This is a genomic window from Peterkaempfera griseoplana, from assembly GCF_001418575.1.
Classification (GTDB): domain Bacteria; phylum Actinomycetota; class Actinomycetes; order Streptomycetales; family Streptomycetaceae; genus Peterkaempfera; species Peterkaempfera griseoplana.
In genome coordinates this window covers 1-14344 of sequence record NZ_LIQR01000435.1, presented here as the reverse complement: position 1 = coordinate 14344, position 14344 = coordinate 1, and the positions used below count along the sequence as shown (strand labels likewise).

The following is a 14344-nucleotide window of genomic DNA, read 5'->3' as shown; positions in this document are numbered from 1 at the left end:
TCCAGCTTATCAGATCCGCTTACGGCATTTCCGACCCCCGCTGGCGGGGTTTTCTTTCCGAACTTCGTTCCGAAGCCTATCAGACTCTCGGATCTCCGTTTTCCGGATTCGCCGCACCGGAGCGCACTCATCCGCAGCTCCATTTAACTGGATTGACTGCGGATTTCTAGATTCGCTGCCGGATCGGCGACGTCGTAGACACTAACGTCTGCTCCCGCCGTTGTCCAGCAGGAGGCAACCGTTCGAACCTACTCGTCGAGTGAGCCCAAGTCAATGGGTCCACCGACACGATCATGAGAGTAGCAGGCCGCAGCACGCGTCCGCACATGCGGCTCAGGCGGCCACGGGCAGTTCATCCGTACGGTCCGCCTGCTCGACGTCACCGATGTCACCCATGTGGTGGGCCCTGCGGCCCACCACGAAGACATAGACCAGGAAGAGGGCCTCGGCTGCGGCACCGATACCGATACGAGCCCACGTGGGCAACGGGGAGGGGGTGACGAAGGCTTCGAGAATGCCGGAGACCAGCAGGACGGCGGTGAGGCCGATGATCATCCCGATGGTGGCCCTGCCCTCCTCGGCGAGCGCCGTCCCCCGGGTGCGCGGGCCGGGGTCGACCACCGTCCAGCCGAGGCGGAGTCCCATGCCGGCCGCAACGAAGACAGCGGTCAGCTCCAGCATTCCGTGCGGGAGCAGCAGCCCCAGGAAGAGGTCGAGCCGGCCGGCGGCGGCCATCACGCCGATGCCCAGCCCGATGTTGATGATGTTCCCCGCCAGCGCGTAGAGCACGGGGAGTCCCAGCAGTACTCCGCCGACCAGGCAGAGGGCGGCCGCCCACGCGTTGTTGGTCCACACCTGCGCGGCGAAGGAGCTCGCGGGGTGACTGGAGTAGTAGGCCTCGTACTCACCCCCTGGGCGGGTCATCTCCCGGAGCTGGTCCGGGGCCGCTATGGCGGCGCGTACGTCCGGATGGCCGGCGACCCAGACCGCCACCGCGGCCACCAGCGCGAGTGACACCAGAGCGGTGGGCACCCACCATCGCCGGGCCCGGTAGAGCGCTGCCGGGAACGTGGTGGCGAAGTAGCGGCCCGCGTCGTGCCAGCCTCCGGTCCGCGCCCCGGTGACGGCGCTGCGTGCGCGCGCCACCAGGGAGGTGAGGCGGCCGACCAGGGTGGGGTCGGGGGCGGCCGACTGGATCTGGGAGAGATGGGTGGTGACGCGCTGGTAGAGGTCGACGAGCTCGTCCACCTCGGCGCCGGTGAGGCGGCGCCTCCTGCAGAGCCCGTCGAGCCGGGCCCACTCCGCCTGGTGGGCGGTGACGAAGACGTCCAGATCCATGGGTGGGCTCCAGGCTCCAGGTGGCGGCTTGGCGGAGAGGGGACCAGCTTGCCAGAGGTGTGCGCCCGGCTACCGGGCCTCCGGCCCTCGGCCGTATCTTGACCGCAGGGGGGCACGGGCCGGGGTGGTCCTCCCGATGCTCCGGAGCGCTGCGTGGGAACGGGTGGATGTCTGTGAGCGACCTGGTGACCGGTGAGGCCGTCGTCCTGGGGGTGCAGCCGGCGAAGCTGCCCAGCCGGATGATCGCGTGCGCGCTGGACCTGCTGGTGCTCTTCGTCGTCGTGATCGGGCTCACGCTGGTCCTGGCGCTTTCCGCCCCCGACCTGGACTCGGCGGCGGCGGCCGCGGCGACGCTCTGCCTCATGGTCGGCATTCTGGTCGGGATACCCGTGGTGGTGGAGACCCTGTCCCGGGGGCGTTCCCTCGGGAAGCTCGCGCTGGGGCTCCGGGTGGTCCGCACCGACGGCGGGCCGGTGCGGTTCAGGCATGCTCTGGTCCGCGGGCTGGTGGGGTTCTTCGAGATCATCGCGCTGGCCGGCGTGCCCGCGACGATCAGTTCGATGGTCTCCGACCGCGGACGCCGGCTGGGGGACGTCTTCGCCGGCACCCTGGTGGTCCGGGAACGGGTGCCGGGGGCGGGGGGCGGCCGCAGCCCGCTGCCGCCACTGCCCCCGCAGCTGATGCACGCCCTCGGCGGGGAACTTGCCTCGCTGGACCTGTCGGCCGTGCCGGACGGGCTCTGGCTGGCGGTCCGCCAGTACCTCGGGAGGATGCAACAGCTGGATCCCCAGGTCTCCTGGAACCTGGCCCAGCAGCTGGCGGCCGACCTGGTCACCCGTACCGGGCGGCCGGCGCCCGAAGGCCTGCACCCGGCCGCGTACCTGGGCGCCGTACTGGCGGAGCGGCAGCAGCGGGAGTGGCGGCAGATGACGGCCCACCAGCAGTCGGCGCAGGCCTTTCCAACGCCCGCACCTGCGGGACCCGCCCTCCATGGCCACCGCTGGGCCGCCGCCCCCGTCGCTGCGCCGGCGCCCGTCCCGGCCCCGCCCACTGCCCCGGCCCTCCCCTCGCCGGTACCCCAGGCAGCACCGCAGGCCGCACCTCTGGCCCCGCAGCCTGTGGCTGCGGAGCAGGCCGTGCCCGTGGACGGGGGCGCTGACCGGCACGGCGGCTTCGCCCCGCCCGCCTGACGGTCCGGCCGGCGGTCAGGCCTCCGGGCCGGAGAGCCGCTGCTGGTTGGGAGGGCCGTCCAGGGCTTCCAGCTCGACGCCGGGTGCGGCGAGCACCACGTCACCGGCCAGGTGTACCTGGTGCTGCTCACCGGTCTGCAGATCGGCGACCGTGTAGCGCTCCACACGCAGGGGGCCGCTGTCAGTGGCGTGTGTTTCGATTCCGTCCAGGGACCAGCCCTGGTCCAGGGTGCGTGGTGCGAGTACGGGATCTGTCAGGGCGACCAGGCGCAGCCGCGTCCTGTCTCCGGGTTGCAGCCGGAGCAGCCGGGCGGTGGCGACCAGGAATGCGGGCGAGCGGCCGGTGAAGGCGTGCGCGCGGTCGTGCCCCTCGGTGGCATGGGCGCTGTCGGGGTCGCCGGCGTCGGTGCGGACCCAGGTGAGTCCGTCCAGCATGCCGCCGCGCACCTGCCATTCGCCGCTGCGCAGTTGAAGGCGCAGGGGCCGGCCGAGGGAGTCGAGGGTGAGGTCGACGGAGCCGCTGGGGCTGCCGTCGGCGGTGAAGACCTGTGAGGTGTAGCGCCAGCCGGCCGGGCCGGGGGCGCAGCTGAAGTGTTCCTCTCCGAGGGGGGTGTCGTCGTGGGGATCATGCAGGGAGTAGCGGCCGCTGGGCATGTCCGCATGCTACGGCGGGAGCGGGCCGGGCCCCGGACCTGGTGGCAGGTCCGGGGCCCGGCAGGCGGCGCTGTGCGTCCGCCGACGCGTCTGCTGCGACGGTCAGTAGCGGTAGTGGTCGGACTTGTAGGGGCCCTCCACCGGGACGCCGATGTAGGAGGCCTGCTCCTCGGTCAGCGTGGTGAGCTTGACGCCCAGCGCGTCCAGGTGGAGACGGGCGACCTTCTCGTCCAGGTGCTTGGGGAGGGTGTAGACGCCGACCGGGTACTCCTCGGTCTTGGTGAAGAGCTCGATCTGCGCGATCGTCTGGTTGGCGAAGGAGTTGGACATCACGAAGGACGGGTGCCCGGTGGCGTTGCCCAGGTTGAGCAGCCGGCCCTCGGAGAGCACGATCAGGGTCTTGCCGTCGGGGAAGGTCCAGGTGTGGACCTGCGGCTTGACCTCGTCCTTGACGATGCCGGGGATCCGGGCCAGGCCGGCCATGTCGATCTCGTTGTCGAAGTGGCCGATGTTGCCGACGATCGCCTGGTGCTTCATCCGCTCCATGTGCGAAGCCAGGATGATGTCCTTGTTGCCCGTGGTGGTGACGAAGATGTCGGCGATCTCGACGACGTCCTCCAGCGTGGTCACCTGGTAGCCGTCCATCGCGGCCTGCAGCGCGCAGATGGGGTCGATCTCGGTGACGATCACGCGGGCGCCCTGGCCGCGCAGCGACTCGGCGCAGCCCTTGCCCACGTCGCCGTAGCCGCAGACCACGGCGACCTTGCCGCCGATGAGCACATCGGTGGCGCGGTTGATGCCGTCGATCAGCGAGTGGCGGCAGCCGTACTTGTTGTCGAACTTGGACTTGGTCACCGAGTCGTTGACGTTGATCGCCGGGAACAGCAGGCTGCCGTCGCGGTGCATCTCGTACAGGCGGTGGACACCGGTGGTGGTCTCCTCGGTGACGCCCTTGATCGCGGCGGCGGCCTCGGTCCACTTGCGGGGCGACTCGGCGAGGGTCCGGTTCAGCAGCTCCAGGATGATCCGGTACTCGTCGTTGTCGGCGGTGGACGGGTCCGGTGCGGCACCGGCCTTCTCGAACTCCACACCCTTGTGGACGAGCAGGGTGGCGTCGCCGCCGTCGTCCAGGATCATGTTCGGGCCGACCTCGCCCGGCCAGGTGAGTGCCTGCTCGGTGCACCACCAGTACTCCTCCAGCGTCTCGCCCTTCCAGGCGAAGACCGGGATGCCCTGGGGGTCGTCCGGGGTGCCGTCGGGGCCCACCGCGATCGCTGCGGCGGCGTGGTCCTGGGTGGAGAAGATGTTGCAGGAGCACCAGCGGACCTGGGCGCCCAGCGCCACCAGGGTCTCGATCAGCACCGCCGTCTGCACGGTCATGTGCAGCGAGCCGGTGATCCGGGCGCCGGCCAGCGGCTGCGCCTCGGCGTACTCCTTGCGGATGGCCATCAGGCCGGGCATCTCGTGCTCGGCGAGCTGGATCTCCTTGCGGCCGAAGGGGGCCAGGGAGAGGTCTGCGACCTTGAAGTCGGCGGCGGTCTGGGACGCCATGCGTCTGCTCCTCGCGCTGATTGTGGGGCGGGTCGGGTGCACCGGGCGGTGCCGGTGCGAAGGCCTGGTGCGGCGCGCCGCAGCAGGTGGACGCCTGGGAGGGCACGCTCTCACGGAGGCGTCGACGGCCCGGACACGGCCGCGCGCACCTTCATGGGGTGGCGTGATCCCCTGCTCCACCAGGACCGGCGGACCGGTCCCCCTGCTCCGGCACAGCCCGTCGGAGGCCCTCTCTCCCTCGACCGGTTGGTGCGGCGTGCCGCACTCCGTCCGATCGACCGCCATCAGCAGCGACGTCTGGCTCTGCCAACGAATCTACACCGGCCGTCGCGGAGCGTGGCTGCCATCCCGGCGATTCCGGCCACCCCGGGCACCTCCGGCAGCGGCCTCGTCACTACGATCCGAGCCGCCTTCCCGCCGGCGGAAGGCGGGACGAAAGGAGACGCTCATGTCGGAGGCGACAGCGGACCGGGTCTGGGCTCCGCCGCCGGGCGGTCCGCTTCCCGACCCGCACCGGCCCAGCCTGCGGGGGCTGTGGGTCTGCCTGGCGGTGGTCCTGGTGGGAGTCCTGACGGCGGCTGCCGGAGTCGGGCTGTACGCACACGGCTACCGCCGCTTCACCGTGGCCAGTGCGTCCATGCGGCCCACGCTTCAGCCGGGCGACCAGATCACTGTCCGGCGGATAGGGGCCGGCGATCTGCACCGGGGCGATGTCGTGGTCATCACCGTGCCCGACTGGAACCAGAAGGCGGTGATCGAGCGTGTGGTCGGCCTCGGGGGCGACCGGCTCGCAGCGGGGCCGGACGGGCGGCTGACGGTCGACGGCAAGGCTGTGCAGGAACCGTATCTGCCGCCCGGGATCACCTTCGGCGGGCGGCCGTTCTCAGCGGTGGTGCCGAGCGGGCGTGTCTTCCTGATGGGGGACAACCGCAACGACGCCTACGACTCGCGCTTCCACCTGGACGAGCAGCAGGGCAGTGTGTCCACGGCCGGGCTTGTGGGGCGGGTCGAGTCGGTGCGTTCGGGATCGGGGACCCACTCGCTGACCCCGACCCGGGCGTTCGCCGCGGTGGGCGACGGCCGGGTGGCGGAAGAGGGCTCGGCCGCGCAGTACATCCTGCTGATCGCGGCGGGCGGCGGGCTGGCGCTGGCCGGGTTGATCGCGACACCGGTCACGCTGTGGGTCTCACGGCGGCGGGCCCGGCGGCGGGCCTTCGGAGGCTGATCAGTACGCGGCCCGTTCTCCCGGTGGGGCGCACCCCCGGGCGGCCGCGCCTCGAACGGCTCCTCCTCGGGCTGCGCGGCCTGGGACGGCACGGCCTGCACCTGCCCGCCCTGCTCGGCCTGCGACTGCCCGGCTTCGGGTTGCGCGGTTTCGGGCTGCGCGCCGCCCACGCGCGGCGCCCGGCGGCGAGCCGGGGCCCGGCATGGCACCGCCCGGGACCTGGGGCCCCGGGCGGTGGCCGGCCGTACAAATCAGTGGACGGTCGAACCCGACCCAGGGCCCGGGCCGCCCGGCGTGGCCGCGGGGTCTGGCCCGGCGGCCGCCGCCTCGGCGCTGTAGATATCCGGTTCGAGGTAGATGACGCGGGCGATCGGCACCGCCTTGCGGATCCTGGCCTCGGCGGCGTCGATGGCGCGAGCGACGTCTCCGGCGGTGTCGTCGTGGCGTACGGCGATCTTGGCGGCGACGAGCAGCTCCTCCGGGCCGAGATGGAGCGTACGCATGTGGATGAGGCCGGCCACGCTGTCGTGGTCGACGATCGCCCGGCGGATGTCGTCGACGACCTCCCTGCCAGCCGCCTCGCCGAGCAGCAGGCTCTTGGTCTCGGCAGCCAGCACCAGGGCGATGCCGATCAGCAGGATGCCGATGCACAGCGTGCCGACGCCGTCCCAGACCCCGTTGTCGGTGACGATGGCCAGGCCGACACCGATCAGCGCCAGGACCAGGCCGATCAGCGCGCCGAAGTCCTCCAGCAGCACCACGGGCAGCTCGGGCGCCTTGGCCCGCCGGATGAACTGCGACCAGCCGAGCGTCCCGCGGATCTGGTTGGACTCGCGGATCGCGGTACGGAAGGAGAAGCCCTCAGCCACGATCGCGAAGACCAGCACGCCGACGGCCCAGTACCAGCTCTCCAGCGGGTGCGGGTGGGCGATCTTCTCGTAGCCCTCGTAGACGGCGAACATGCCGCCGACCGAGAACAGCACGATCGAGACCAGGAAGCCGAAGATGTAGCGCTCCCGCCCGTAGCCGAAGGGATGCTCCTCGGTGGCCTCACGCTGGGCCCGCTTCCCACCCAGCAGCAGCAGGCCCTGGTTGCCGGAGTCGGCCACGGAGTGCACGGCCTCCGCCAGCATCGAGGAGGAGCCCGTGATGAGGAACGCCACGAACTTGCTGGCCGCGATCGCCAGATTGGCGCTCAGGGCAGCCACGATCGCCTTGGTACCTCCGGATGCACTCATGGTGCGGTTCAGTCCTTCCGCCGGGCCGCTGCGGGCCTGCTGGTCTCGTCGTCGGGCGTCCCCGCCACGGCGCGCCATTCTCGCACCAGCGGCCGGTGGCCTCTGCCCGCACCGTCTCGGCGGCACTCCTCACGGTGTCCCGGAGCGCCGCCGCGCCGCTCAGAGCGAGACGGTGGCGCGGAAGACCACCGCACCGCTGCCGCCGAGGGTGACCTCCGCACCGTCCGCCGGAAGGTAGGCGGACTCGCCCCGGACCAGGTCCAGCGATCGTCCCCTGCTGTCGGCCAGCGTGGCCGTCCCCTCGGTGACCAGCAGGATCTGCGGGGTGCGGCCGTCCACCACCCGCGCTGTGCCGTCCAGCAGATAGCGGGAGAGCCGGAACTCGGCCACCGGTGCCGGGTACAGCTCCTCGCCCTGCGCTCCCGGCACGGACTGCGGGGTCAGCACCGTCGGCCGGGTGGCGGAGAAGTCCACCACGCGCATCAGCTCCGGAACGTCCACGTGCTTGGGGGTGAGCCCGCAGCGCAGCACATTGTCGGAGTTGGCCATCAGTTCCACACCGAGGCCGCTGAGGTAGGCGTGCGGCACCCCGGCGCCGAGGTAGAGCGCCTCTCCGGGACGGAGCACCACATGGTTGAGCAGCAGGGCCGCGATGATCCCGGGGTCGCCGGGGAAGTCCCTGGCGGCGCCCGCGTAGGCGGCGCAGGACGCGGCGTGGGGGCCGTCACCGGCCGCCACCTTCTCCAGCGCCTCGGCCACCTCGCCGGCCACGGTCGCCAGACCGTCCCGGTCGGCGCCCAGCACCTCGGCGAGCACCGTGCGCAGCGCCTCCTCCTCCGGTGCGCCGCGCAGCACGGCTGCCCACGGAGCGAGAGCGGCGACGCCCAGGTGGTCGAAGAGGTCAGCGGTCTCGGCGGGGGCGCGGAAGCCGCACAGCCCGTCGAAGTCGCTCAGCGCGCAGATCATCTCCGGCTTGTGGTTGGCGTCCTTGTAGTTGCGGTGCGGAGCGTCCAGCGGCACACCGGCCGCCTCCTCCGCCGCAAAGCCCTCCCGCGCCTGCTCCAGCGTCGGGTGCACCTGCACGGAGAGGGCATGCCCGGCCGCCAGCACCTTGAACAGGAACGGCAGCCCGGGGCCGAAGCGCTGCACCACGGCCGCGCCCAGTTCCCCCTCCGGGTCGGCGGCGACCACCTCGGCCAGCGAGCGCTCCCCCTGGCCCCGGTCGATCCGCGAGGGTGCGCCGGGGTGGGCTCCCATCCACAGCTCCGCCTGCGGCTCTCCGGTGGGCTGCCGGCCCAGCAGCGCCGGGATGGCCGTGGTGGAGCCCCAGGCGTACGGGCGGACGGTGTTCACAAGGCGGTCCATGCGCGCTGCTGCTTCTTCCTGGGTCGGAGGGGGTGGCTGCGTCAAGGCTGGAGGGCCGGTGCCGGAGGCACGACCCTAACCGACGCGGATGAAATCCGGCCCGGGCGAGGAGGAGATGGCCACAGGGCGGCGCCGAAGCGGCGCCGAGGTGTCGGTTGGCCGCCGGGGGCGGCCGGGTCAGCCGGCACCGGTCCCGGCAGCGAGCCCGAGGTAGACGGCGGCGAAGTCGGTGGTGCCGACCAGTTCGGCCAGCGCCTCCACCGGGTCGCCGTGCGCGCTGGCGAGGTCGCCCAGCACCACCCCGTGGTCCTCGGCCAGCCGCTGGGCCCGGGCGACGGTGCGGTGGAGGACCGCCGCGTCGCGGTCCGGCGATGCCTGTGGGGTGCCGTTGCCGGCTTCACCCGTGCCCGCGCGCCCCTCGGTGCCGGGCTCCTCCTCGAACGCGGGCTCGTCGACCCGGCGCAGCAGCAGCACCTGGAGCCGCAGCGGGTCGGGCTCCTCGACCCGGTCGCGGAAGAAGTCGTCGGTGCCGCTGCCGTTGCCCAGCCGCGCGGCGAAGAGTCCCCGGTGCTCGGCGAGGGCCTGCGGCAGCACCGCCGCGAGCGACGGCTGCCCTGCCTGGTCGGCGAGCAGTGCCGCGAAGCGGTGCGCCACCGCTCCGGTGAGCGGACCGTCGCCCCAGAGCAGCGGCAGTGCCCCGGAGAGCCGGCCGGCGAGGCTCTTGCCGGGGTTGAGGTAGGCGGCCGCTGCGGGGCGGCAGCGGACCGCGACCTCGTCCAGCCGGTCGGCGGCGGCCTGCAGGGAGCTCTGGTCCACGGAGGCGATCCCGATCCGCCCGGCCAGCGCGAGCAGCGGGGCCAGGACGGCCCAGAGCGCTCCGGGGTCCTCGGGCGGCAGGTCGGTCTCAGGAGCGGCACCGGTGCTCTCCAGCCCCGCGGCAGGGGCGGGGGGCGCGTACGGCAGCAGCAGCGCGCGGGCCTGTACGGCGGCCTCGGCGAGCGGACTTCCGGCGGGTGCGATCACCGCGGCGGAGCAGCCGCGGACGTAGGCCTGCTCGACCAGGGCGCAGAGTCCGGGTTCGGTGCCGTCGGCGGAGGCGGTGACCAGCAGGTCGAGGGAGCCCACCCAGCCGGGCAGGTGCCAGGCGAGGTCGAGGAGTCCGGCGCGGCCGGTGGCGGGGGCGGACTCCTCGGGTGCGGCCGCGGTCGGTCCCAGCGGCAGTACCGGGCAGGCGGAGCCGCCGAGGGCGGCCAGCATCCCCGCTGCGGTGAGGGCGGCCCGTTGTCCGGCGACCAGGACGGTGCGGGGCCGGCCGTCGGGCCGGAGCCTGCCGAGTCCGGCCTCGTCGGCGAGCCGCAGCGCGTTGCGGATGCGGGCGCCCGCGCCCGCGAGGGACAGCAGGGCGCCGCCGGTGTCGGCGCGCTCCAGCGCCGCCGGGTCGTCGAGCAGTGCGTCGTCGAGCATGCGCCGGTCCTTCCGGGGTCTGCGGAGGGCCCTGGCGGGCGGTCCGCTGGGGGCGCGTTGGCGGCGGGTGCCGGATCAGGCGGGGCGGCGGGCCTCGTCGACCAGCAGCACCGGGATGCCGTCGCGGACCGGGTAGGCCAGTCCGCAGTCGGTGCCGGTGCAGACCAGCTCGGGGTGACCGTCGTGGTCCGCCTCGTTGAGCGGGGCCCGGCACTGGGGGCAGACGAGGATCTCCAGCAGGAAGGGTTCTAGCTTCATGCGCTGCGGCTCCGTGGTTCAGGGTTCGGGCGTCGCCGGCCGGGCTTCGCGGGAGGGACGCCGGGGGTGCTTCTGTGGCCTCTTCAGCCTACCGGCCGGGGCCTGCTCCGACCGGCCGGACGACGCACGGGCCGTGCGCCGGACCGGCCGGTGGGCGGGGCCGGGAGGTCAGCCGCGGACCAGGGCGAGGACCTCGTCGCGGAGCTTCTCCATGGTGGTCACGGAGCGGGCCTCCACATTGAGGCGCAGCAGCGGCTCGGTGTTGGAGGGCCGCACGTTGAACCACCAGTCGGGGCCGGCGACGGTGAGCCCGTCCAGCTCGTCCACGGTGACGTCGGGCAGTCCGGCGTAGGCGGCGCGGACGGCCGCGGTCCGGGCCGCCTGGTCCTGGACGGTGCTGTTGATCTCACCGGACGCGGCATAGCGGTCGTACTCGGCGACGAGTGCCGAGAGGGCGCCCTGCTGGCCGCCGAGGGCGGCCAGCACGTGCAGCGCGGCCAGCATGCCGGTGTCGGCCCGCCAGAAGTCGCGGAAGTAGTAGTGCGCGGAGTGCTCGCCGCCGAAGACGGCGCCGGTGCGGGCCATCTCCTGCTTGATGAAGGAGTGGCCGACGCGGGTGCGCACGGGGGTGCCGCCGTGGTCGCGGACCACCTCGGGGACGGTCCAGGAGGTGATCAGGTTGTGGATGACGGTGGGCTGCCGCTCTCCGGCGGCCTTGACCCGCTCCAGTTCGCGGACGGCGACCAGGGCGGTGATGGCGGAGGGCGACACCGGCTCGCCGCGCTCGTCGACCACGAAGCAGCGGTCGGCGTCGCCGTCGAAGGCCAGGCCGATGTCGGCGCCCGTCTCCTTCACCCGGGCCTGGAGGTCGACCAGGTTCTTCGGGTCCAGCGGGTTGGCCTCGTGGTTGGGGAAGGTGCCGTCGAGCTCGAAGTACATCGGCTCCAGGTCGATCGGCAGCCCGGCGAAGACGGTGGGCACGGTGTGGCCGCCCATGCCGTTGCCCGCGTCCACGACGACCTTGAGCCGACGGATGGAGCCGAGGTCGACCAGGCCGAGCAGGTGGTCCGCGTAGGCCTGCAGCAGGTCCTGGCCGGTGATGGTGCCGCTCTCGCCGTGGTGCGGGGGGATGGTGACGGTGCCGTCCTCGGCGGTCCAGCCCTCCACCCGCTCGCGGATGGTGTCCAGTCCGGTTCCCTGGCCGACCGGCGCCGCGCCCGCGTGGCAGAGCTTGATGCCGTTGTACTGCGCCGGGTTGTGGCTGGCGGTGAACATGGCGCCGGGCAGGTCGAGCTTGCCGCTGGCGAAGTAGAGCTGGTCGGTGGAGCAGAGCCCGATCTCGACCACGTCCGCGCCGCGGGAGGTCGCCCCCTCGGCGAACGCCCTGGACAGCCCCGGCGAGGAGGGCCGCATGTCATGGCCGACGACGATCGAGGTGGCCTCGGTGACCTCGACGAAGGCCGCACCGAAGGCGCGGGCCAGCGGCTCGTCCCACTGGTCGGGGACGACACCCCGGATGTCGTAGGCCTTCACGATCTGCTTGAGGTCGCGCACTCCGGCTCCACCCTGGTCTTCGCGGTCGGGACCGCGACGTTCGACTTGATGCACTGCTTTCCGGGCCGCCCGCCCCGTCCGGGTCCCCGGACCCGGTGGGTGGTTGCACCGCAGCGGACGGCCGACGCGCGGGTGCGCGGGTGTCCATGTGGTGCAGAGACTACCCGCTGCCTGCGTGCCGTCCGCGTCCTCGTCCATGTGGGACCGGCTGTCCGGTTCCGCGTGGATTCAGCCGCCCGGGACGACCGGTACCTCGGACGCGGGACCCCTGGTTTCCGGTTCCAGGGTGGGGATGGCCTGCTCCGCCCAGATGATCTTGCCGGTGGGGGTGTGGCGGGTGCCCCAGCGCCTGGACAGCTGGGCCACCAGCAGCAGCCCTCGGCCTCCCTCGTCGGTGGTACGGGCGTGGCGCAGCCGCGGCGAGGTACTGCTGGCGTCGGAGACCTCGCAGGTGAGCACGGTCTGCCGGATCAGCCGCAGCTGGATCGGGCCCGCCGCGTGCCGGATGGCGTTGGTGACCAGTTCGCTGACCACCAGCTCGGTGGTGAAGAGCAGCTCCGGCAGTCCCCAGGACTCCAGCTGCCGGGCGGCCAGCTCCCGGGCGGTGCCCACGACCGCCGGGTCCACGGGAAGGTCCCAGGTGGCGACCTCGTCGGCGCCCAGCCCGCGGGTGCGCGCCAGCAGCAGGGCGACGTCGTCCGAGGGACGCTCGCGATGCATGGAGCGCAGCACCCGTCCGCAGAGCTGCTCCAGCGGGCGGTCCGGCTGGGACAGCGCCGCCCGCAGCCGGTCGAGGCCGACGTCGATGTCCCCGCCGGGGCGGCGCTCGACCAGGCCGTTGGTGTAGAGGGCGAGCAGGCTGCCTTCGGCGAGCTGGAGTTCGGCGGACTCGAAGGGCAGCGAGCCGAGGCCCAGCGGGGGCCCCGCGGGCAGCTCGGGGAAGGTCACCCGGCCGTCGGTGTCCACCACGGCCGGCGGCAGATGGGCCGCCCGCGCCAGGGTGCAGCGCAGGGTCACCGGGTCGTAGACGGCGTACAGGCAGGTGGCGCCGAGGATGGCCGTGGCGGCCTCCTCCTCGGTGAGGCGGACGACCAGGTCGTCCAGGTGGGCCAGCAGTTCGTCCGGCGGCAGTTCCATGTCGGCGAGGGTCTGCACGGCGGTGCGCAGCCGGCCCATGGCGGCGGCCGCCTCGATGCCGTGTCCGACCACGTCTCCCACCACCAGTGCGACCCGGGCTCCCGACAACGGGATCACGTCGAACCAGTCGCCACCCACCCCGGTCTGCCCGTCGGCAGGGAGGTAGCGGGAGGCGACCTCGACGGCGGTGCGGCCGGCCAGCCGGTGCGGCAGCAGACTGCGCTGCAGGGTGAGGGCCGCAGTGTGCTCACGGGTGAAACGGCGGGCGTTGTCGACGCAGAGCGCCGCCCGCGCGACGAACTCCTCGGCGAGCAGCCGGTCGTCCTCGTCGAGGGGGGGCCGTTCGTCGGCCTGGCGGACGAAGGTGGCGACGCCCAGGGTGACGCCGCGGGCGCGCAGCGGCAGCCAGAGGGCGGAGGAGGCCCCGAACTCGCGGATCTTGGCGGCGCGTGTCGGATCACCCACCAGCCAGTCGGCGTTGGAGACATCCGTCTGCAGGCAGGCGCGGCCCTCGGTCAGACAGAAGGCACCCGGGGAGCCCGGGGTGAAGGCCACCGTCTCCCCGATCTCGACTGTGGACTCGGGACACCCGCCGCGCACCGAGTACTGCGCGGCACGGCGCAGCGGTGTGTCCCCGGCCAGCGGGCCGGGTGCCGGTTCCTCCCCGGCCAGCACCGACGGCAGCACATCGACGACGACGACGTCGGCCAGCCGCGGCACGGCGACCTCGGCGAGCTCCTGGGCGGTGCGCCGTACGTCAAGGGTGCTGCCGATGCAGAGGGACGCCTCGCTGAGCAGGGCCAGCCGGTGCTGGGCCTGACGGCGGTCGGTGATGTCCATGACCAGGTAGCAGACGCCCAGCGGGTCGCCCGCCGAGTCCTCGAGGCGGAAGTAGGAGGTCGACCAGCAGCGGTCCATACCGCCGGGCGACAGCGGGCTGGTGCCCTGGTACTCGTCGTCGACCAGGGCCTCGCCGCTCTGCAGCACCCGCTGCATCGCCTGCTCCAGGCGCTCGGCGTCCGGGCCCGGCTGGGCCTCGCTGATCCGCCTGCCGATGCGCTGCTCCCGGGGGATGCCGGAGGACCGCACCAGTGCGTCGTTCATCCACACACAGCGGAGTTCGGTGTCGACCACGCCGATGCCCAGCGGGGAGCCGGCGAAGAAGTGCCGCAGCATCGGGCGGGTCAGGTCCTCGACGTGCGTCCTGGTGTCGTTCGCCAGAGCGAGCCAGCTGCGTTCGCCGTCGGCCCGGGTCAGAGGGACCAGCCGGACCTCCAGACTGGTCGCGGCGCCGTCCCGCCGCCTGGCCTCGACCAGGCCCTCCCAGCCGTCCCGGACCCGCATCCTGGCCGCCGTACGGCGGAAGTCCG

11 protein-coding genes are annotated in these 14344 nt (G+C 72.9%); 2 read left to right on the top strand and 9 right to left on the bottom strand.

The features are described 5' to 3' along the window. Positions 1-333: 333 nt before the first annotated feature. Positions 334-1338 (bottom strand): stage II sporulation protein M, encoded by a 1005-nt coding sequence (locus AOK09_RS28970; protein ID WP_055590208.1) that lies wholly within the window; start codon positions 1336-1338, stop codon positions 334-336. A gap of 173 nt (positions 1339-1511) precedes the next feature. On the opposite strand from AOK09_RS28970, the gene AOK09_RS28965 reads away from it, so the two are divergent. Further along, on the top strand, positions 1512-2528 hold the full coding sequence (locus AOK09_RS28965) for an RDD family protein (protein ID WP_055590207.1): 1017 nt from the start codon (positions 1512-1514) through the stop codon (positions 2526-2528). A 15-nt stretch (positions 2529-2543) separates the two neighbouring features. On the opposite strand, the gene AOK09_RS28960 is transcribed toward AOK09_RS28965, so the two are convergent. After that, positions 2544-3182: a hypothetical protein gene (locus AOK09_RS28960; RefSeq protein WP_055590206.1), complete on the bottom strand. Its 639-nt coding sequence runs from the start codon at positions 3180-3182 to the stop codon at positions 2544-2546. A 102-nt stretch (positions 3183-3284) separates the two neighbouring features. Then, complete coding sequence (gene ahcY / locus AOK09_RS28955; protein WP_055590205.1) at positions 3285-4733, bottom strand: adenosylhomocysteinase; 1449 nt, start codon at positions 4731-4733, stop codon at positions 3285-3287. A gap of 448 nt (positions 4734-5181) precedes the next feature. Here ahcY and lepB point away from each other — a divergent pair, with 448 nt between their 5' ends. Continuing rightward, positions 5182-5958: a signal peptidase I gene (gene lepB / locus AOK09_RS40485; protein ID WP_055590204.1), complete on the top strand. Its 777-nt coding sequence runs from the start codon at positions 5182-5184 to the stop codon at positions 5956-5958. Positions 5959-6209: 251 nt separating this feature from the next. On the opposite strand, the gene AOK09_RS28945 is transcribed toward lepB, so the two are convergent. The 6 genes from AOK09_RS28945 to AOK09_RS28920 all read right to left on the bottom strand — a co-directional run bounded on the left by AOK09_RS28945 (position 6210) and on the right by AOK09_RS28920 (position 14318). Next, positions 6210-7196, bottom strand: a complete 987-nt coding sequence (locus tag AOK09_RS28945; RefSeq protein WP_055590203.1) for a cation diffusion facilitator family transporter — start codon at positions 7194-7196, stop codon at positions 6210-6212. A gap of 159 nt (positions 7197-7355) precedes the next feature. Next, a complete protein-coding gene (gene manA, locus AOK09_RS28940; RefSeq protein ID WP_055590202.1) occupies positions 7356-8561 on the bottom strand; it encodes a mannose-6-phosphate isomerase, class I in 1206 nt (401 codons plus the stop codon). 177 nt (positions 8562-8738) lie between these two features. After that, a complete protein-coding gene (locus AOK09_RS28935; protein ID WP_055590201.1) occupies positions 8739-10025 on the bottom strand; it encodes an SIS domain-containing protein in 1287 nt (428 codons plus the stop codon). A gap of 75 nt (positions 10026-10100) precedes the next feature. Continuing rightward, positions 10101-10283 (bottom strand): Trm112 family protein, encoded by a 183-nt coding sequence (locus AOK09_RS28930; RefSeq protein WP_055590200.1) that lies wholly within the window; start codon positions 10281-10283, stop codon positions 10101-10103. A 168-nt stretch (positions 10284-10451) separates the two neighbouring features. Next, a complete protein-coding gene (locus AOK09_RS28925) occupies positions 10452-11837 on the bottom strand; it encodes a phosphomannomutase/phosphoglucomutase (protein WP_055590199.1) in 1386 nt (461 codons plus the stop codon). A 228-nt stretch (positions 11838-12065) separates the two neighbouring features. Next, the gene (locus AOK09_RS28920; RefSeq protein WP_079063517.1) at positions 12066-14318 is read right to left on the bottom strand and encodes a SpoIIE family protein phosphatase; all 2253 of its coding nucleotides are present in this window, start codon (positions 14316-14318) and stop codon (positions 12066-12068) included. Positions 14319-14344 lie beyond the last annotated feature (26 nt).